Below are 19,074 nucleotides of genomic sequence, written 5' to 3' on the forward strand. Positions count from 1 at the left end.
GTGGGTTACCTCCACTCGCTCGCGAACTCGGCTTCGAGTTCGTCGATCTCTGCTTGGGACAGCGACACCAGTGGCAGATCGGACGGGGTGTGCCCGCCCGCCGACGTGGCGCCGGTCATGGCGGTCAGCGCGTCGCACCACAGGTCGGCGAGGGCGCGCACGTCGTCCTCGGACCAGATACCGGGCGCCCACGACCAGGTGGCCCGGAGCCCTTCGTCGCCGGCCACGGCGGTGATCTCCAGGCCGTGGGCGACGGGGAGGGCGGGGTCGTGGGCGGTGCCGCCCAGGTACGGCAGCGGTTCCGGAGCCGGTGACCAGTCGCCGTCCGCCGTACGCCCCGTACTCGCCGTACGGCCGAGGTAGTTGAAGCCGACCTGCGGAGCCGGGTGGGCGGCGAGTGCCGGACCGGTGGCGGGGTCGAGGTGCCGGAGCAGACCGTGTCCGATGCCGTTGTCCGGAACCACGCGCAACTGCTCCTTCACACTTCGCAGCACCTGCGCGCAGTCGTCCGGGTCGAGCCCGGTGAGGTCCAGCCGCGCCGGGACGACGCTGGTGAACCAGCCCACCGTCCGGGAGAGGTCCACACCCTCGGCCACCTCCTCGCGTCCGTGCCGCTCGATGTCCAGCAGCAGCGCCGGGTGGCCCCGCCACCGGGTGAACGCGAGGGCCAGCCCGGCCAGCAGGACGTCCTCGGGGCCGGCGTGGAAGGCGGCGGGGACGGTGGTGAGGACGGTGTCGGCGACTGCGGCGGGCAGCGTGCGCGTGAGGTGGCGCATCGTGCCGATGACGTCCCGCCCCGGGTCGGGCCGGCGCGCGCCCAGCACCGGGTCGGGGGCCTGGAACATCCGCTGCCAGACGTCCAGCTCGGAGGTCCGCGCCCGGGCCTGCCGTTCCAGCAGCAGCGACCAGTGGCGGAACGACGTGCCGACCGGGGGCAGTTCCTCCCCGCGCCAGGCGGCGGCCAGGTCGGTGCCGAGGATGTGCCAGGAAACGGCGTCGACAGCCAGGTGGTGCACCGTCAGCAGGAGCCGTCCGGGACGGTCGGGTCCGGCGTCGTACCAGACCGCACGTACCAGTGCGCCCGCCTCCGGCCGCAGTTCGGGCAGCTGTCCGAAGTCCGGGACGGTCGTGACGCGTTCCAGAAGGGTGTGCGCGTCGACGGAGCCGGGCGGCGGAATGTGGGCTTCCCAGTCGCCGCTCAGGCGCATCCGCAGTGCGTCATGGTGGTCCAGGATCGTCTGGAGCGCCGTCGCGAGGCGGCTCTCGTCGGCCCCGGCGGGCGTGACCAGCAGCACCGACTGGCTGAACGAGCTGATGGGACCGCCGCGTTCGCGCAGCCGGTGCATCGCCGGAGTGAGCGGCAGCTCACCGACGGCGGGCTCCCGCACCGCGGCCACCGGTGCCGGGGCCGGGCGGGTCACCACCACCGCCGCGAGGCCTGAGACCGTGCGCTGCTCGAACACATCGCGGGGGGTGAGGCGCAGCCCGGCCGCGAGGGCGCGGCTCACGAGGTGGATGGAGGCGATGCTGTCTCCGCCGAGGTCGAAGAAGCCGTCGTCGACGCCCACACCGTGCCGGTCGAGACCGAGCACCTCGGCGAACAGCTCGCGCAGGGTCTCCTCCTGCGGTGTGCGCGGGGACCGGCTCTCCGTCTCCACGGCGACGGAGGGGGCCGGCAGCGCGGCCCGGTCCAGTTTGCCGTTGGGCGTCATCGGCAGTGCGTCCAGCACCACCAGCGCCTCCGGAACCATGTGGTCGGGAAGATGGCGCGCCGCATGCGCCCGTACGTCCGCGCCGTCCACCTCGGCCGGCCCCACGAGGTACCCGACCAGCCGTCGTACGCCCGGCCGGTCCTCGCGCACGGCCACCGCGGCCTGCTCGACGTGGTCGTGCGCGGTGAGCACGCCCTCGATCTCGCCGGGCTCGATCCTCAGGCCCCGGATCTTGAGCTGGCCGTCGGCCCGCCCGCGCAACTCCAGCATGCCGTCGGCGCGACGTACGGCCAGGTCGCCGGTGCGGTACATGCGTTCCCCGGGCGGCCCGAAGGGGTCGGCGACGAACCGCTCCGCGGTCAGGCCTGGCCGGTTCCGGTAACCCCGTGCCACTTGGTCGCCGGCCACGTACAACTCGCCTTCGACACCGGCCGGTACGGGGTTCAGCCACGCGTCGAGGACGTACGCCCGGGTGTTCCACATCGGGCGCCCGATGGGCACCGGGCCGGACGGGAGGTCGTCGCCGGGTTCGATGCGGTGGTCGGTGCAACCGACGGTGAGCTCGGTCGGGCCGTAGTGGTTGATCAGCCGTACGCCGGGGTGGTCCCGGCGCCAGGAACGCAGCACCTCCCCGACCAGGGCCTCGCCGCCCAGCATGAACTCCTCGGCGGGCGAGATGTCGTGCGGCAGCGCGGGCAGCAGCGCGAGGTGGCTGGGTGTGGCCTTGAGGAACGTGTAGCCGCCGGACAGCGGCTGCGCGCCCGCCTCGTGGACGGCGGCGATGTGCACTCGTCCGCCCACGGCGAGCGCGCCGTGCAGGGTCGTCACGGTGGCGTCGAACGACATGGTGGCGTGCAGCAGCGAGGCACCGCGCAGGCTCGGATACGCCTCCGCGCAGCGCGCCACGTACGTGGTGAGGTTGCGGTGCTCGACGACGACACCCTTGGGGCGGCCCGTCGTGCCCGAGGTGTAGATCAGGTAGGCCGCATCGGCGGGGCGGGCCTCGGTGAGCTCGATGCCGGGGGCGTCCGCGTCCGGGCTCACGATCGGGCACGCCACGGCGACGGGCGGCTCCTCCCCGGCGATAACGCACACGGGCTCGGCGTCGGACAGCAGATACGCGGTCCGCTCGGCCGGATGCTCCGGGTCGAGCGGCAGATAGGCCGCACCCGCCTTGAGGACCGCCAGCACGGCCACCGCGAGGTCGACGGACCGTGACAGCGCGAAGGCGACGATCCGGCCCGGCCCGGCGCCGTGCGAGGTCAGTGCCCGGGCCAACCGGTCCGTACGCGCGTCGAGTTGCCCGTAGGTCAGGTTCGTACGGGCATCCGTCACGGCCACCGCGTCCGGCGTCTCGGCCGCCCGCGCCTGGAACATCCGGTGGAATGCCGTCACCGGCACCTCACGAGCGGTGTCGTTGAACTCGACGAGCAGGCGCCGCCGTTCGGTCTCGCCGAGGATGTCGAGCGCGCCGATCGGCCGGTCGGGCTCGTCCACGGCGGCCCGCAGCAGTCGCTCCAGCCGGGCGGCCAGCTCCTCGGCCGTCTGCCGGTCGAAGAGGTCCGCGCTGTACTGGAGGATGCCCTCGATGCCGTCCGGGAAGCCGTCGCGGGTGCGGTGCTCGCCGAGGTTGAACGTCAGGTCGATCTTGGTGGCACCGGTCTCCACGGTCAGCGCGCCGGTCGTGAGGCCCGGCAGGTCGAGCCGGGGTTCCGCGCCGCCGGGGCGGAAGGCGAGCATCACCTGGAACAGCGGGTGCCGGGCGAGCGAGCGCGGCGGGTTGAGGGCCTCGACCAGCTGCTCGAACGGCAGGTCCTGGTGGGCGTAGGCCTCGAGATCGGTCTCCCGGACCCGGCCGAGGAGGTCCCGGAAGGTGGGGGCGCCGGAGGTGTCGGTGCGCAGGACGAGCGTGTTGAGGAAGCAGCCGATCAGGTCATCGAGCACCTCGTCGGCGCGGCCCGCGACCGGTGTGCCGAGCGGGATGTCGGTGCCCGCGCCCAGCCGGGTGAGCAGCGCGGCGAGGCCAGCCTGTACGGCCATGAACACCGTCGTGCCGGTCTCGCCCGCCAGCTCGCGCAGCCGCCCGTGCAGCGCCGCGTCCAGCCGTACGGGGATGTCGCCGCCCTGGTGCGTGGCGCGGGTGGGGCGGGGGCGATCGGCGGGCAGGGCGAGTTCGACGGGCAGTCCGGCCAGGGCCTGCTTCCAGTACGCGAGCTGACGACCCATCAGCTCGTCGTCGGCCAGCAGCTCCCACTGCCGGACGCCGAAGGCGGCGTACTGCACCGGAAGCGGCGCCCACTGTGGGTCCCGTCCCTCCAGCCGCGCCCGGTACGCCGTGGCCAGATCACGGACGAGGGGCTCCAGGGACCAGCCGTCCGCCGCTATGTGGTGCAGCACCAGCAGCAGGACGTGGTCCTCGGGACCCAGGGCCAGGAGGTGAGCGCGGAACGGGGCGTCCTCGGTGAGCAGGAACTCGTGGCGCGCCAGCTCAGCGAGGCGGTCCGGAAGTTCGGTCTCCGTGACGCTCTCGGCGTGCAGCCGTGGCCGGGCCCGCGCCGGGTCGAGGAGCAGCTGGCGCGGTGTGCCGTCGGCGTCCGGGTAGACCGTGCGCAGGATCTCGTGCCGGGTGACGACGTCGGCCAGGGCGGCGCGCAGAGCGTCCGGATCGAGCGCGGCGCCTGTCAGCCGTACGGCGAGCGGGATGTGGTACGCCGCACCGGACCCCTCCAGCCGGTCGAGGAACCACAGCCGCCGTTGCGCGGACGACAGCGGAGCCTCGTCGACGACGGTACCCGGCGTGAACGACCGGGAGGCGGGCCGTACGACGGTGTCCGTGCCGATCAGGCCGGCCAGGGCCGCCGGAGTGGACGCCCCGAACAGGTCCCGCAGTGTCAGGTCCGCACCCAGCGTGTCGCGGATCCGGCCGATCAGGCGCAGGGCGAGCAGGGAATGGCCGCCGAGGGCGAAGAAGCTGTCGTCCGGACCGGTGGCGGGCAGGCCCAGGACCTCTGCGAAGAGGCCGCACAGTGCCTCCTCCCGCGGGGTGCGCGGGGCGCGGCTGCCGCTGCGCACCGACGGAACCGGCAGGGCGGCGCGGTCCAGCTTGCCGTTGGGGGTCAGGGGCAGTCCGTCCAGCCGTACGACCGCGGAGGGCACCATGTAGTCGGGCAGGCGGCCGGTGAGGTGGGCGCGCAGGGCGTCCGGGTGCGGTGCCGTGCCCTCGACGGGAACCGCGTACGCGACCAGACGGCGGTCGCCGGGACGGTCCTCACGGACGAGCGCGACCGCCTGGGCGACCTCCGGGTGCGCCGTAAGGGCCGCCTCGATCTCGCCGGGCTCTATACGGAACCCGCGCAGCTTGACCTGGCCGTCGGTCCGCCCGTGGAACTCCAACTCGCCGTCCTCGGCCAACCGCACACGGTCCCCGGTGCGGTACATCCGGCTGCCCGGCGGGCCGTACGGGTCCGCGGTGAAGCGTTCGGCGGTGGCGTCGGGGCGGCCGAGGTAGCCGCGGGCGACACCGGGCCCGGCCACGTGCAACTCGCCGACCGTGCCCGGTGGGACCGGTCGCAGGGCGCTGTCGAGCACGTAGGCGCGCATGCCGTCGAGCGGGCGGCCGATGGGCAGTGCGTCGGGCACCGAGGCCGTGTCGGGGCAGGGGCGGCAGGTGGCGAAGGTGGTGGTCTCGGTCGGGCCGTAGCCGTTGGTGACCGTCAGACCCGGGCAGGCCGCGAGGACCTGGCGAACCGCGGACGCGGGGACGGCCTCGCCACCTGCCCACACCTGGCGCAGCCCGGCGAAACAGCCGGGGTCCTCCTCGGCGGCCAGCCGGAACAGCCCTGCCGTCAGCCACAGCGCCGTCAGCCCGTGCCGTGAGGTGAGGCGGGCGACCGCGGCGGCGTTCACCTCCTCGTCCGCCGGTGCGAGCACGGCCGTGCCGCCGCCCAGGAGCGGCACCCACATCTCGTACGTGGACGCGTCGAACGCGGTCGGCGAGTGGACCAGGACCCGTGCGTGCGCGCCACCGCCGAACGCCGAGTCGGCGGCGAGGGCGGTGATGTCCCGGTGGGTGACGGCGACACCCTTGGGCGTGCCGGTGGAACCGGATGTGTAGCTGACGTATGCCAGCCGGTCCGGGTGCAGCGGCACGTCGGGGTCGGTGTCGGGCTCGGCGGCGAGGGACGGGTCGGTCGCCCCCACCACGCGGAGACCGTCGTACGTGCCGTCCGTGTCGCTCGCGTCGCCGGTGGTCAGCAGGACCTCCGCGCCCGTCTCGTCGAGGATCCGCGCGGTGCGCGCGGCCGGGGCGCGCGGGTCGAGACCGACGTAGGCGCCACCCGCCTTGAGGACGGCCAGCAGAGCCACGATCAGGTCGTCGGAGCGGCGCATCAGGACGGCGACCCGGTCCTCGGGGCGGACTCCGAGCCGGAGCAGGCGGTGGGCGAGCCGGTTGGCGCGGGCGCTCACGTCACGGCAGGTGGTCTCACGGTCGCCGTGGACGACGGCCGTGGCGCCGGGTTCGGCGGCCGTGCGCGCCGCGAAGACGCCGGGGACGGTACGGCTGCTCCCTGTGGCGGGAACCGGCCCGTCGAGCCGGGCCCCCTCTCCGGGCGCCACCAGCTCCACCCGGCCCACCACCGTGCCGGGGCCTACCGCCGCCGCCGCGAACCGCTCCACGAAGCGGAGCAGACGCTGGTGGTGGGCGGTCAGCCCGGCGTCCGTGAAGTGCTCGGGGCTCGCGTCCAGGTCGACCCGGATGCCCTTGCCGTCCGAGCGGTCGTAGACATTGACGGCGAGGTCCTCGACCGGCCCCGTGGACAGGTTGTGGCGGGTGGTCGGATGCCCTGCGAAACGCAACTCGGGCCCGAAGGCCATGATGTTGACGACCGGGCCGAAGAAGCGGCGCCCGTCCTGCGGCCAGTCCAGCGCGCGGCGCAGGTCCTCGCCCCGGAAGCGCTGGTGGGCCAGCAGTTCGCGGGTGGCGCGGGCGGCCTGCCGCACGAGGTCGACGGCGGGGGTGTCGGGGCGTACGGACAGCCGCAGCGGGAGCACGTTGGACGCCATGCCGGGGGTGGTGAGCTCGGTGTGGCTCTCGCGGCCGGTGACGGCGAGGCCGAGGACGACGTCCCGGGCGCCGGTGAGCCGGTGCAGACAGGCGGCGGTCGCCGCGAGGACGACCCGCGACCAGCGGGTGCCGGCGCGTTCGGCGGCCAAGTGCACGAGGTCGCCCGCCGGTCCGGGCAGGTGGCCGGTGCGGCGCAGGAAGCGGTCGGCGACGTGCGGTGGGCGGCCGGCCAGGCTCACCGGGTCGGGCCGGTCGGCAAGGGCACGCGTCCAGTACGCGCGGTCCTGTTCGTGCCGTTCGCCCGCGCGGTAGGCGCCGTCGGCGGCGACCAGCGGGGCCAGGGGAGCGGGCGGCGGGGTGTGCGGGGTGCTCTCGGCGAGCGCGGTGTAGGCGTCGGCCACCCGCTGGGCGATCAGTGAGCAGCTGAAGCCGTCGACGGCGATGTGGTGGTAGGCCTGGTACCAGATCCAGTGGTCGTCCGCGAGCCGCAGCAGCGTGTACCGGAACAGCGGTCCACGGCCGAGGTCGAAGGGCGTGGCGAAGTCGGCCGCCATCCACTCCCGCGCGGCCTCGGCTCCGGCGGCGTCGACGACGGGCATGGTCCAGCCGGGACCGCTCCCACCGGGCTCGGCGTCGACGAGCAGGCGTACGCCGTCGTCGTCGGACGCGAACCGGGACCGCAGCGTCTCGGTCGCGTCCACCACCTGCCGTACGGCCGCGCGGAGCAGCATCGGATCGACGGGGCCGTGGATCTCGGTGTACTCGCCGACGTTGTAGGCGCCGCCGGCTCCGTCGAGCCGCTGGCCGAACCACATCGAGCGCTGGGCGGCGGACGGCGTGAGTGTGCGTGGCACGGTCATCGGCCGGCTCCCGACGTGGTGGTGGACAGCTGCCGCCCCACCTGCTCGGCGACCGTCTGCGGGCCCTCGCCCCCGGGGGACCAGACGGCGCGCAGCCAGGGCTCGGCGGGAACGAGCGCGAGGTCGTCCGCCCGGCGGGCCCGGCCGCCGCCGGTGACGTTGAGGAGGATCAGCTCGTCGCGGCCGACGCGCCCGGCCCCTACGGCGTCGGCGAGCGCGGCCAGCGCGACACCGGCACCGGGCTCGATGTCTATGCCCTCGATCTCCTCGAACAGGGCCATGGCGGCGAGAGCGGCTTCGTTGTCCACGCACAGGATCTCCCCGCCGCTCTCGACCAGCACCTCGCGCACACCGCCCCGGAGGCTGAACGGAGGGCGGCGATTGGTCAGTTCGCGGGCCAGCGGCTCGTGCTCACGGTCGGCGGGGGCCCGCCCGCCCGAGCGCCAGGCCTCGTACAGCGGGGCGAAGGGCGTGTTCTGACACATCAGCAGACGCGGCAGAGGCTCGTCGCCCGAGCGGATGCGGCGTGCCGCCTCATGGGCGCCGATGGCTCCCGTACCGCTGCCGACGGCCTGGACGTACGTCTGGGGAAGGCCTCCGATCGCCTCGGCAGCGGCGAGCATCACGGTGCCCAGACCGTCGCGGCGGGCGACGTTGCGGGAGCCGCCCTCGGCCTGGTGGCCGGGCAGCCGGGCCAGCAGATCGGCGCAGGAGATGGCGTCGCTGTAGGTGGCGTCGCCGTCGAGGACGACGATACGGACGCAGGGGTCGAGCGGGCCGGCGAAGCGCATGCCGTCCAGGGCGGGAGCGGGCACGACGATGAGGCAGGGCATCTGGTGACGGGTGGCGGCCCAGGCGAACGCGGCGGCGGTGTTGCCGGCCGAAGGGATCACGAGGACGGGCGGGGCAGCCGGCAGACGGCCGAGGACCGTGTACGCCTCCAGGTCCTTGAACGTGCACGTCGGCAACTGCGCCCCGCGCTCCGGCCAGTACCCGTTGAACGCGACCCACAGTCGGGTCAGGCCGAGACGTCGGCCGAGCTCCCTCGCGCGGTACACGACAGGGCCGGGTACGCCGGGGAACGTCCGCGCCACGGGCAGCAGTCGGGCGTGACGGAAGAGCCCGGTGCCGCTGTGCTCCGCGGGGCCGTCGTACTCGGTGCGCAGAAACGCCGGTTCATGCCGGCGGGAGCAGTCGAGGATGAGGCCGTCGTCCTCGTACCGGGCTCCGCAGGAGGAGCACACGATCGTGTAGTGCCGATTTCCCGGGCGTACTTGGGGGTGTACTCGGGACATTTTCCATTGCCTTCCGCAGAGCCAGGCTTCGGGGTCAATTCCAGCCGGGGCACTGCGAATTCGAGGCGACTCGGGTATTGCCGTTGCCCTAACGCCCAGTTGACATTCTGCTCATTCACATGACTAGGTCTATACCAATGGAGTGTTCAGTTCCGCTTCATCTGTCCTTCTCGGGAAGGTAGTTGAGCTTGCATGAGCCCTGGGCAACGATCCGTGGCGCACATGTCGCGACGAAGGAACGGCGGGGAAATGGGCGAGAAGTCGACACATGAAGTCGTGACGGAGCGGGCAGATCCTTCACCTTCGCCATGGCTACCTTCCCATGTTCCGGTCAGCTTTTTCCCAATGAATGGAAAAGTCGGGGGCGGTAATCCTTCCGGGGAATACAAGGAGCCCGTGCCCGATGAACTTCTCGCCGCATACCGGAAGATGGTCGTCGGGCGCCGCTTCGACGTGCAGGCGACCGCGCTGGCCCGTCAGGGCAGGCTCGCTGTCCACCCGTCCAGCCTCGGCCAGGAGGCCTGCCAGGTCGGCGCCGCGCTCGCCCTGCGCGACACCGACTGGCTGTTCCCCACGTACCGCGACTGCACCGCCCTGATCAGCCGTGGCATCGACCCCGTCGAGGCGCTGACCCTGATGCGCGGCGACGCCCACTGCGGCTACGACCCGGTACGGCACCGCACCGCGCCCCAGTGCACCCCGCTGGCCACCCACGCCGTCCACGCCACCGGCCTCGCCCACGGCGAGCGCCTCAAGGGCACGGACACGGTTGCCCTCGCCCTCCTCGGCGACGGCGCCACGAGCGAGGGAGACTTCCACGAGGCCCTCAACCTCGCGGGCGTCCTGCGGGCACCGGTGGTCTTCCTCGTGCAGAACAACCGGTACGCCCTCTCCGTGCCGCTCGCCGACCAGACGGCGGCACCGAGCCTGGCGTACAAGGGCGTCGGCCACGGCGTCCGCTCCGAGCAGGTGGACGGCAATGACGCGGCGGCCGTACTCGCCGTCCTGACCACCGCCGTCGAGGACGCGCGGGCGGGCGGCGGCCCCTGGCTGGTCGAGGCGCACACCTACCGCATGGGTCCGCACACCAGCGCCGACGATCCGTCCCGCTACCGTCCGGCCGAGGAGGCCGGGCACTGGCGAGGGCGCGACCCGATCGACCGACTGGAGGCCCGGCTGCGCGACCGCGGCCTGCTCACCGAGGACGACATCACCACCACGGCGGCCGAGGCCGAGGAGTACGCGGGCGGCCTGCGCACCCGCCTCGCCGAGGACCCCGCCCTGGACCCGCTCGCTCTCCTCGACCATGTGTTCAGCGCCCCGACCCCACAACTGACCGAGCAACGGGCCGCCCTGCGCGCCGAGTTGGAAGGACGCTGACATGACGGTGACGACTCGGGCGGCGGCCGCGGCCACCACGATGGCGACGGCCACCACGATGGCGAAGGCCCTGAACTCCGCCCTGCGGGACGCGCTCGACGCGGACGAACGGGTCGTCGTCTTCGGTGAGGACGTCGGCCGGCTCGGCGGAGTCTTCCGGATCACAGACGGGCTCGCGGACACCTTCGGCGAACGGCGCTGCTTCGACACCCCGGCCTGCGAGGCGGGCATCGCGGGTCTCGCGGTCGGTATGGCGATGGCCGGGTTCCGGCCCGTCGTGGAGATGCAGTTCGACGCGTTCGCCTACCCGGCGTTCGAGCAGATCACCTCCCACATCGCCAAGCTCCGCAACCGCACTCGCGGCGCCCTCGCCCTCCCTCTCGTCATACGCGTCCCCTACGGTGGCGGAATCGGCGGAGTCGAGCACCACAGCGATTCCAGCGAGGCGTACTACGCGCACACGGCGGGCCTGAAGGTCGTCACGCCAGCGACGGTGGCCGACGCGTACTCACTCCTGCGGGAGGCCATCGACGACCCGGACCCTGTGGTCTTCCTGGAACCCAAGCGCCATTACTGGACGAAGGACGACGTCCGGCTACCGTCACGCACCGAGCCGTTCGGCACCGCGGCGGTCCGCCGCCCCGGCACCGCCGCCACGCTCGTCGCGTACGGCCCGTCGGTCGCCGTCGCCCTGGAGGCCGCCCGGGAGGCGGCGACCGAGGGCATGGACATCGAGGTACTGGACCTGCGCACCCTCGTCCCGCTCGACGACCACGCCCTCACCGAGTCGGTACGGCGCACCGGCCGCTGCCTGGTCGTGCACGAGGCACAGAGCTTCGCCGGGGTCGGCGCAGAGATCGCCGCACGGGTCCAGGAGCGCTGCTTCGACGCTCTGGAGGCCCCCGTGCTGCGCGTCACGGGCCTCGACATCCCGTACCCGCCACCGCTGCTGGAGAGCGCGCATCTGCCGGGCGTTGGGCGGGTGCTGGACGGGTTGCGGCGACTGCTGCCCGACGGCGGACAGCCGGGCGTGGGTGTACGGCGGGTGTTTCCGGTACCCGTCGGCGGGGCGGGCACCGACGGCCGGACCGTGCGAACCTTCCGACTCCCGGACCTGGGTGAAGGGCTGGCGGAGGCCGAGGTACTGGAATGGACGGTCGCCGTGGGCGATCACGTCACCCACGACCAGACCGTGGCCGAGGTCGAGACGGCCAAGTCCGTCGTCACGCTGCCCAGCCCGTTCGCCGGGACGGTGACCGCCCTGCACTGCGCCGCCGGAGAGATCGTCAAGGTCGGGGCGCGACTGATGTCGGTGGCGCAGGCTTCCGGGGAGGGCGGGGCGAGTGCCGACTCGTCTCCGGAGGCAGGCTCGGGTGCGGGCACATCTCCCGGGACCGGGTCGGGGGCGGTGCTCACGGGGTACGGAACCGGAGCGCGCAGCGGCCACGTGGCGAACGAGGCCGGCCCCTCGGAGAACGGTGAGCTCGGCACCTCTCATCAGCCAGGCATACGCATCCCCCTCGACGCAGCCGCCGAGAAGTTCCACCGCGCCCACCGCGACACACCCGCCGTCACCATCTGGGCGGACGCGGATGCCACGGGCCTGCTCGCCGCCCGTGACACCCGTGGCACGGGTCTGCTTCCCCTGCTGGCCCGCGCATGCCTCTCCGGGCTCGCCGCCTTCCCCGAACTGAACGCCCGGGTGGACACCGGCCGGGCGGAGATCGTCCGGCTGCCCCACGTGCACCTCGGCTTCGCCGCTCAGACCGGTCAAGGCCTGGTCGTTCCCGTCGTACGGGACGCCGACCGGCTGCCGCTCCACGCTCTCGCCGCCGAACTGCGCCGCCTCACCGACTGCGCCCGGCGGGACGCGGTCCCCGCCGGCCACCTCACCGGCGGCACCTTCACCCTCAACAACTACGGCCCCCTCGGGGTCGACGGTGCCACCCCGATCCTCAACCACCCCCAGACGGCGATGCTCGGCTTCGGCCGCCTCGTCGACCGTCCCTGGGCCGTGGACGGCCGCGTGGAGGTACGCAAGGTCGCTCACCTGTCTCTGACCTTCGACCACCGCGTCTGCGACGGCGGCACCGCGGCCGGATTCCTGCGCCATGTGATCGCGCGCATCACCGCCGCCGAACAAGCCAATGGAGGCGAAGACGTCCCAGCTCCATGAACTCACTGTTGCCGCAGCACGACTCGATCCCTGACGAGGGCTCGGTACCAGTCGCGTGCCGGCGCCGATGCGGTTCCCAGCTTTGACGGTGCGGCCGTCATGGCGTCGGTCGGTGCGGCCGCGGCCCGAACCTGACCTCGGTTTCGGGGGCGAGGCCGAGCTGCGGGCCGGTGAGCCGTTCGGGCGCCGTGATGAGGATGTTGTAGTGGTTCGGGAAATGGCAGGCGTCGAATCCCAGGACCGTTCCCACCAATCTCCCGCCGGCCCAGACCTCGTCGCCCCGGTCGATGACGCCGGCGCAGCCGATCTCGACGAAGCCCAGGAATCCGACCCGGTCGATGCGGGCGCCGGCGGCGGTCTTTGTGTGGTCCGTGGTCACCAGCTCGTGCACCTCCCCATGTCGGACACACCGGCTCGCGAACTCCTCCAGGGTCATCCCCCGGTCGTCACGCCGGTGGATGAGGACCTTCACCAGCCGTCCGTACACGGCGCGCTTGGCACCGTCCTCTCCGGGTGTCACGGGTGGCGTACCTCCTGTCGGAGGTGGGGGCGAGCGGGGCCTTCGCAGGCGTACGTGGCGGCCACCAGCTCCAGGGCGGCCAGACCGTCGGGGCAGTTCGGGCGGCGGCCGGACAGGACGTCGGTGAAGTCACGTAGTACGCCCACGTATTCGTGCCAGAGGGACCCTTTGAACTCCGGATGGCCCGCGAGCATGTCGGCCTGGTCGACGGTCCCGTCGGCGAGCCGCACCTCGACCGTCTTGCGTTCGCCGGGCCGGGACCAGTCGAGCACCACCCGGGCCGCCGCGCCGGACGGGGCGGTCAGCAACACCCGCGCCTGCCGGTCGACGCCGCGCGCGTCGCGGTGCACGGTGGCCTCGGTCACCCGTACGTCTCCGAGGAACAGGCGAACCAGATCGAACGCGTTGGGCCCGTTGTCGGCGACGCAGCCGCCCCCGCAGCGCTCCGGGTCGAGATACCAGCGGTCCAGGCCGGCGTGTTCCTCGATCGTCTCCTCGTAGCGCACCGTCAGCGACACGATCGGGGCGCCGGAGGCGATACGCCGGCGGAGCGCGTCGACCTCCCTGTTGTAACGGCGGTGGAAGGAGGTGAACAGCACGGTGCCGTTCTGCCGGGAGAGTCGCGCGAGTTGGCGGCCGTCGTACGCATGCGTGGCGAGTGGCTTCTCCACGCACACCGCGCGTCCGGCTGCCAGCGCGTCCCTGCACACCGGATAGTGCAGGTCGTTGGGCACGTTGACCACCACGGCGTCCAGGTCCGCGGCCCGCAGCAGCTCGCGGTGGTCGCGGAAGCGCGGCACGTGCGCCGGTGCGACGCCGAGCCGGCTCTCGTCGGGGTCGCAGACCGCCACCAGCCGCGCGCACGCGGCGCTTTCGAACGCGGCCAGGTAGAAGCGGGAGATGACACCGAGCCCGATGAGACCGATGCGGGGAAGCGTCATGCCGGGCTCCCCGCCTCTGTGGGCGGGACGGGTTCCGGGAAGCCGAGACCGCTGCTCCGGGCCAGATCGAGCAGCTCCCGGTGCAGGGCCGGCTCCAGCGGGACGCCGTGAGCGCGCCGTTCGCGCGAGCGGGCGTCCTCCGGCCAGCCCGGATAGCTCACCGGTTCGTCCGCCCGGACCGGCGGGCAGCCGAGGAGGGCACCGAACAGGCCGGCCGCGTCGCTGCGGAACGCCGCCTCGGGCCTGAGGCGCCCGGGGGCGACGGCCAGCAGGAAACAGCCGATGTCGTCGTCCGGGCCGGCCGGCTCCGCCGTCTCCTCCCGCGGCCCGATCCCGGCACCGGGGACGAGTGCGGACAGTACTTCGACCAGCAGACCGAGCCCGAAGCCCTTGTAGCCGCCGGTGTCCGGGTCACCGCCGAGCCAGCGCAGGTGCGCCTGGCCGCGGTCGAAGGCGGCCGGATCGGTCACCGGCCCGCCGTCGTCGTCCTGGAGCCAGCCCGCGGGCACGCTCTGCCCGGCGCGTGCGGCGGCCCGGACCCTCCCGGTGGGGGCGACCGTGGTGGCCATGTCCAGGACGAACGGCGGCCGGTCGCCGGCCGGGGCGGCCAGCGCGAGCGGGTTCGTGCCCAGCATGGGGGAGCGTCCGCCGACCGGACGGACGATCCGCTGCCGGCCGCAGTTGGCGGTGACCAGGCCCACCATGTGGTGCCGGACCGCGCGCAGGGCGTGGTGGCCCGCGCAGCCGAAGTGGGTGGCTCCCCGCACCGAGACCATGCCGACCCCGTACCGGCGGGCGCGCTCGACCGCCAGGTCCATCGCCTCGGTGGCGGCCCACAGACCGAGCGCCCGGCGGGCGTCGAGGAGCACCGAGGCACCGCGGTCGGTGACGATGCGCGGCTCCGCGCGCGGGTCGCAGCGGCCCGAGTCGAGCAGGGGCAGATACAGCCGGGTGAGGTTGGTGATGCCGTGGCTGGTGAAGCCCGTCAGGTCGCCGTGGCACAGCGCCTCGGCGGCGGTCCCCGCGCGGTCCTCGGGCAGTCCCCTGGCTCGGAAGACCTGTGTCACGAACGCGAGGAGGCCCGGGTAAGGCACCCGGACGGCGGCGTCGCCGGTGGTGCCGGGGGCCTGGGGCGGGACGGCGCACGGTCCGGAACGGGGCTGCGCGGCAGCCTGGGCGGTCGCGTCCGCGGAGGCTGTGGAGATGGGGGAAACGGTAGAGGTCATCGAGGAGAGATCCTGTCCGCGGCCGCGCCGGGCACGGCAGCTGAGTGAGCGTCGGATGGTTCGTCGGCGCCTTCGCCGGGCGGCCCGTGGCGGACCCGGGCGATGAGAACGCGGGCGATCTCGTCGGCGTAGCGGTCCAGGGCGTCCAGGTCGACGTACTCACCGGGGGCGTGCGCGTGGTTGGTGTCCAGGCCGCCGGGGCCGAAGACCGCCGTGTAGCTGTCGGGTACGTCCGCCATCCAGATCGCGTCGCAGGTGAAGGCCGGTTCCTCGTCGGGCCAGCGCGTCAGGCCCGCGTGTCGTTCCAGCAGTTCCTCGGCCCACGGCGCGCGGCCTCGGCCGTCCAGCGCGGGCAGGCCGCGTTTGTACCAGTGCAGGGAGGTGATCCGTGTCGCGTCGGAGGCCGTCCTGGCCAGGTCAGGGGTGCCGGTGGCCCCGGAGGTGAAGTCGGCGAGTGCTTCGCGCAGGGCCTGCTCCAGCGCGGCCTCGGCGGCCCGGCCGGCCGGCCGGGATCCGTAGGAGAGGTTGAGCAGCAGGCGGCCGGTGCCGTAGACCCGGTTGTGCCGTTCGCCGGTGTGCAGGCCGGCCACGCACACCCTGCCGTCGCCGATCCGCGGCGGCAGGGCCCGGGCGAGGTGGTGGCCGATGTGCCCGAGCAGCACGGTCGCGTTGTGACCGGCTTCGGGGCGGTCGTCCACGGCGTCCTCGCCCGCGACGCGGACCAGGGCCGTCATGGAGGCCGTCGAACGGGGCAGGAAGCGGTGCCCGGTGGGTTCGCAGAACAGGTTCAGCCCGCCGGTGAACCCGTCCTCCACCAGCGGCCTGGTGCCGAACGTGCCCATGGCACCGCCTTCTTCCCCGGCCACTGCCTGGACGAGCACACCGACCCGGCTGCCCAGGGCCGGCTCGGCGGCGCGAGCGGCCCGGATCCCGGCGAGCAGGGCGACGGCGGGGCCCTTGGCGTCGACCGCTCCACGGCCGGTGAAACGCCGGCCGTCGAAGCCGGCCGGCCACCAGCCGGCCACCGTGTCCAGGTGGACGTTGAACATCACCGTGTCCTGCCGCGGGAGTTCGGGGCCGAGGCGCAGCACCAGACTGGGCTGCGAGGCCAGGAACGTCTCGTCGCGCGCCGCCTCCCGGACCGTGAGCGGCACGTCGTCCCTGCGCAGCACCGCAGGATCCGGCGGGGCGTGGCGCAGCACCTTCAGACCGAGGGTCGCGGCGGCGGCCGCAAAGGCCCGGCCGGCCTCCCACAGGCGCACGGGGGGACCATCGGTGCCGGTCTCCAGGGGTCCGGCCGTGGGAGTGCCGAGCAGATCGAGCAGCAGGTCGTGATCGGCTGGTGTCAGCCGGGCGGGCGGCGACAGCGCCGCGGGGGGCGAGTGGGCGGCGGATCCGGCCGGGGGAGCAGGCCGGGCCGGAACGTCAACCATGCCGACCCCCACCGGCGGGAACCCGGTCGGAGAGGAATTCCTGCCGCACGAGCCGCGCCAGGCACCGCCCGTAGCGGACGAACTCCGCCACGCCGTCGGCGGCGGTGGTGTCCTGGCCCTGGTGCGGTTGCAGACGGGTGTGCGGTTCGATGGACCAGGCCCCGGTGTAACCGTGGTCGGCCAGGGCCCTGAGGCAGGAGCGCACAGCGGACTCCCCGGCGCCCGGCAGTGTGTACGTGACCTGACCGTCCGGCCCGGTCCGCGCGTCCTTGACGTGCACGTGGGCGACGTGGTCGATGATCTCGTCCAGCAGCGCGCGGGCGTCGTAGCCGTACGGCACTCCGTTGCCGGTGTCGAACAGCAGCCGCAGCGCGGGACCGCCGGCGCGGTCGAGGAGCTCCCGCATCCGGTCGGCCCGGGTGCCGGCCCAACCACTGCAGTTCTCGTGCAGCAGCACCAGGCCCTCCTGCTCGGCCAGCCGGACCAACCGGGCCATCCGGTCCAGCGCCCGCCTGCCCCACTCCTCTTCGTCCAGGCCGTTGTTGGGGTAGGACATCACCCGGACGAACCGGGTGCCCAGGGTGGCGCAGCGCCGGGCCAGTCGCCGCAGCTCCCGGACATCGTCCTCGAAGCGCCCGGTGATCGGGCGGCTCCAGTCGGCGATCCGGGAATCGACGCAGACGACGTCGAGACCGGCTGCCGCGATCCGGTCGGCCAGGCCGGCGAAGGCACGGTCGTCGAGGTCGGCGACCGCGACGCCGTCGACGGTGCGCAACTCGATCGCCGTCCAGCCGAGCCGGCGCAGTGCGTCCAGTTGCCCGGTGAGATCCGCCGCGGCCTCGTCCCCGATGCCCGCGAACCGGATACCGGGAGCCGTCCGCCCGCTCGGGGCGTTCTCGGTCGCGCCGCACCGGGAGTCCTCAGCGCCCGCTCCGGAAAGGTCAACGTCCATACGACAGTGCCTCCTTGTGGGGGTGCGTGCCGCCGGCGGGAGACAGGTCCGCCAGCCGTTTGGCCTCGTCGAGCAGCTCGACCGTCCGCACGTGCAGGCCAAGGTCACCGGCACCGGCTCCGTCGCCGCCCTCGGCGTAGCCGCGATAGGCGTGGGTCAGACATGCCGTGAGGGAGTCGTCGCGGAAGACCTCGCGGGTGGTGTGGCCGTCACGTGTGATCTCCAACTGTGCGAAGTCGTCGTCCTGGCCGACCGCGTAGTGCCCGACGACGCTTCCGTCCGCCATGCCGAGGACGATCCGCCGCTGACGCACCGGGGCGGACAGGTCGGACAGCACCGCGCTGCGGATCCCGCCCGTGTGCAGCAGTTCGAGGTGTGCACCGCCCATGTTGGGCACCGTCGTCGTTCCCACCCGCAGGTCGGCGCAGCGCGCGCCGCTCAACTGCGCGTCGCCCAGCAGGCGCAGGAGGAGACCCACCGCGTGCGGCGCCTCCACGTCGAAGGCGGAGGTGTGACTGCCGGTGCTCAGGGTGCGCCGGAACCGGGGCTTGTGCTGGGTGACGGACACGGAACGAACGGCGCCGAGCCTCCGGCTGCCCACCAGCTGGACGAGACGCCGGGTCAGCGTGCTGTGCAGCCAGGGCGCCACCACGGCCAGGCGCAGCTCCTGTTCCCGCGCGAGCCGCAGGACGCGCCGCAGCGTCTCCAGGTCACCGGCCAGCGGCTTCTCCATGAGGATCCGCGAGAACCCGAGCGCGGCCACCTCGCGGAGCACCTCGGCGCGCACGGCGGGGGGAGTGCACAGATGAACGACGGTCCGCGCCGGGTCGAGAAGATCGCGCGCCCGGCGCAGGGAATCGGCGATCAGCAGATCCTGCCGCTCGGCACGGGCGGTGTCACCCGGATCCACTCCCACGATGGGGTGGTCGGCGAAGGTGCCGGGGACTTGGGAGCGGGCGCGCGACAGCACCGGCACATGCAGCCCCAGTCCCGAGCGGCCCAGGCCGACGATCAACGTGTACAGCAAGGCTCGACCCCTTTTTCCGCGCGGCCTTTCCGGAATTCGCACACCGGTATGATTTCGCGTGCGAATGCGACGTGAAGTGCACCGGGTGCAGGCCGGCGAATGGAATCGAAATTCTTCTGCATACCCACCCCTTCCGTCCCTGAAACGCATGGCAGTCCTCATGGAATGCGCGAAGAAGGATTGGTCACGGCCTCAGCGGATCGTATCCGATAGTGGCGTGCCGTGTGAGGGGACGCCATTTTCGAGTCCCCGGGGAGTATGGCTGAAATTCACGGCGGAGGTGGCTGTGGCGTCCGGCCGGACCGACCGATGCGGCTCAGGCTGGCGACTCCGGCTTCCAGGCCGAACCCGTGGACGAAAACAATCGGCCGTGACCCGGTGGCCGACGAGCAGAAAAAATGTTCCTGCGCTCTTTGCGCGGCACTTCACTCCGTTGACAGGCCCGGAAGGCTGCGAGTACCCATGTATCTAGCAGCGAGGCTGAATC

General features: G+C 73.1%; 10 protein-coding genes. 2 read left to right on the forward strand and 8 right to left on the reverse strand.

What is annotated here, in order from left to right:
* Positions 1-5: 5 nt before the first annotated feature.
* Together MQE23_RS39980 and MQE23_RS39985 are read right to left on the reverse strand one after the other, a co-directional pair.
* Entirely contained in the window at positions 6-7,637 is a 7,632-nt protein-coding gene (locus MQE23_RS39980; RefSeq protein WP_243381707.1) for a non-ribosomal peptide synthetase, read from the reverse strand.
* Positions 7,634-8,932 (reverse strand): cysteate synthase, encoded by a 1,299-nt coding sequence (locus MQE23_RS39985; protein ID WP_037673769.1) that lies wholly within the window; start codon positions 8,930-8,932, stop codon positions 7,634-7,636. The genes MQE23_RS39980 and MQE23_RS39985 overlap by 4 nt, the downstream gene beginning before the upstream one ends.
* 429 nt (positions 8,933-9,361) lie before the next feature.
* Here MQE23_RS39985 and MQE23_RS39990 point away from each other — a divergent pair, with 429 nt between their 5' ends.
* The gene (locus tag MQE23_RS39990; protein WP_243382909.1) at positions 9,362-10,312 is read left to right on the forward strand and encodes a thiamine pyrophosphate-dependent enzyme; all 951 of its coding nucleotides are present in this window, start codon (positions 9,362-9,364) and stop codon (positions 10,310-10,312) included.
* 1 nt (position 10,313) lies between these two features.
* A complete protein-coding gene (locus MQE23_RS39995) occupies positions 10,314-12,488 on the forward strand; it encodes a 2-oxo acid dehydrogenase subunit E2 (RefSeq protein ID WP_243381709.1) in 2,175 nt (724 codons plus the stop codon).
* A 97-nt stretch (positions 12,489-12,585) separates the two neighbouring features.
* Here MQE23_RS39995 and MQE23_RS40000 read toward each other — a convergent pair whose 3' ends face one another.
* The 6 genes from MQE23_RS40000 to MQE23_RS40025 are packed head-to-tail and all read right to left on the reverse strand — an operon-like array spanning position 12,586 to position 18,587.
* The gene (locus tag MQE23_RS40000) at positions 12,586-13,008 is read right to left on the reverse strand and encodes a hypothetical protein (RefSeq protein WP_243381711.1); all 423 of its coding nucleotides are present in this window, start codon (positions 13,006-13,008) and stop codon (positions 12,586-12,588) included.
* Entirely contained in the window at positions 13,005-13,949 is a 945-nt protein-coding gene (locus MQE23_RS40005) for a Gfo/Idh/MocA family oxidoreductase (protein ID WP_243381712.1), read from the reverse strand. Before MQE23_RS40005 ends, MQE23_RS40000 begins: the two co-directional genes overlap by 4 nt.
* Positions 13,946-15,175 carry an Ldh family oxidoreductase gene (locus MQE23_RS40010; protein ID WP_243381714.1) on the reverse strand — a complete coding sequence of 410 codons (1,230 nt, stop codon included), beginning with the start codon at positions 15,173-15,175 and terminating at the stop codon, positions 13,946-13,948. Before MQE23_RS40010 ends, MQE23_RS40005 begins: the two co-directional genes overlap by 4 nt.
* Positions 15,172-16,608 (reverse strand): M20/M25/M40 family metallo-hydrolase, encoded by a 1,437-nt coding sequence (locus MQE23_RS40015; protein ID WP_243381715.1) that lies wholly within the window; start codon positions 16,606-16,608, stop codon positions 15,172-15,174. Before MQE23_RS40015 ends, MQE23_RS40010 begins: the two co-directional genes overlap by 4 nt.
* Entirely contained in the window at positions 16,601-17,560 is a 960-nt protein-coding gene (locus tag MQE23_RS40020) for a sugar phosphate isomerase/epimerase family protein (protein ID WP_020277127.1), read from the reverse strand. Before MQE23_RS40020 ends, MQE23_RS40015 begins: the two co-directional genes overlap by 8 nt.
* On the reverse strand, positions 17,550-18,587 hold the full coding sequence (locus tag MQE23_RS40025) for a Gfo/Idh/MocA family oxidoreductase (RefSeq protein WP_243381717.1): 1,038 nt from the start codon (positions 18,585-18,587) through the stop codon (positions 17,550-17,552). The genes MQE23_RS40020 and MQE23_RS40025 overlap by 11 nt, the downstream gene beginning before the upstream one ends.
* Positions 18,588-19,074 lie beyond the last annotated feature (487 nt).

This window comes from Streptomyces sp. HP-A2021 (assembly GCF_022807935.1).
GTDB classification, from domain to species: domain Bacteria; phylum Actinomycetota; class Actinomycetes; order Streptomycetales; family Streptomycetaceae; genus Streptomyces; species Streptomyces afghaniensis.

Bases quoted from the DNA above. Each gene is read 5' to 3' on its own strand.
- MQE23_RS39980 (WP_243381707.1), bottom strand. From the start codon at position 7,637: ATGACCGTGCCACGCACACTCACGCCGTCCGCCGCCCAGCGCTCGATG.
- MQE23_RS39985 (WP_037673769.1), bottom strand. From the start codon at position 8,932: ATGTCCCGAGTACACCCCCAAGTACGCCCGGGAAATCGGCACTACACG.
- MQE23_RS39990 (WP_243382909.1), top strand. From the start codon at position 9,362: ATGGTCGTCGGGCGCCGCTTCGACGTGCAGGCGACCGCGCTGGCCCGT.
- MQE23_RS39995 (WP_243381709.1), top strand. From the start codon at position 10,314: ATGACGGTGACGACTCGGGCGGCGGCCGCGGCCACCACGATGGCGACG.
- MQE23_RS40005 (WP_243381712.1), bottom strand. From the start codon at position 13,949: ATGACGCTTCCCCGCATCGGTCTCATCGGGCTCGGTGTCATCTCCCGC.
- MQE23_RS40010 (WP_243381714.1), bottom strand. From the start codon at position 15,175: ATGACCTCTACCGTTTCCCCCATCTCCACAGCCTCCGCGGACGCGACC.
- MQE23_RS40015 (WP_243381715.1), bottom strand. From the start codon at position 16,608: ATGGTTGACGTTCCGGCCCGGCCTGCTCCCCCGGCCGGATCCGCCGCC.
- MQE23_RS40020 (WP_020277127.1), bottom strand. From the start codon at position 17,560: ATGGACGTTGACCTTTCCGGAGCGGGCGCTGAGGACTCCCGGTGCGGC.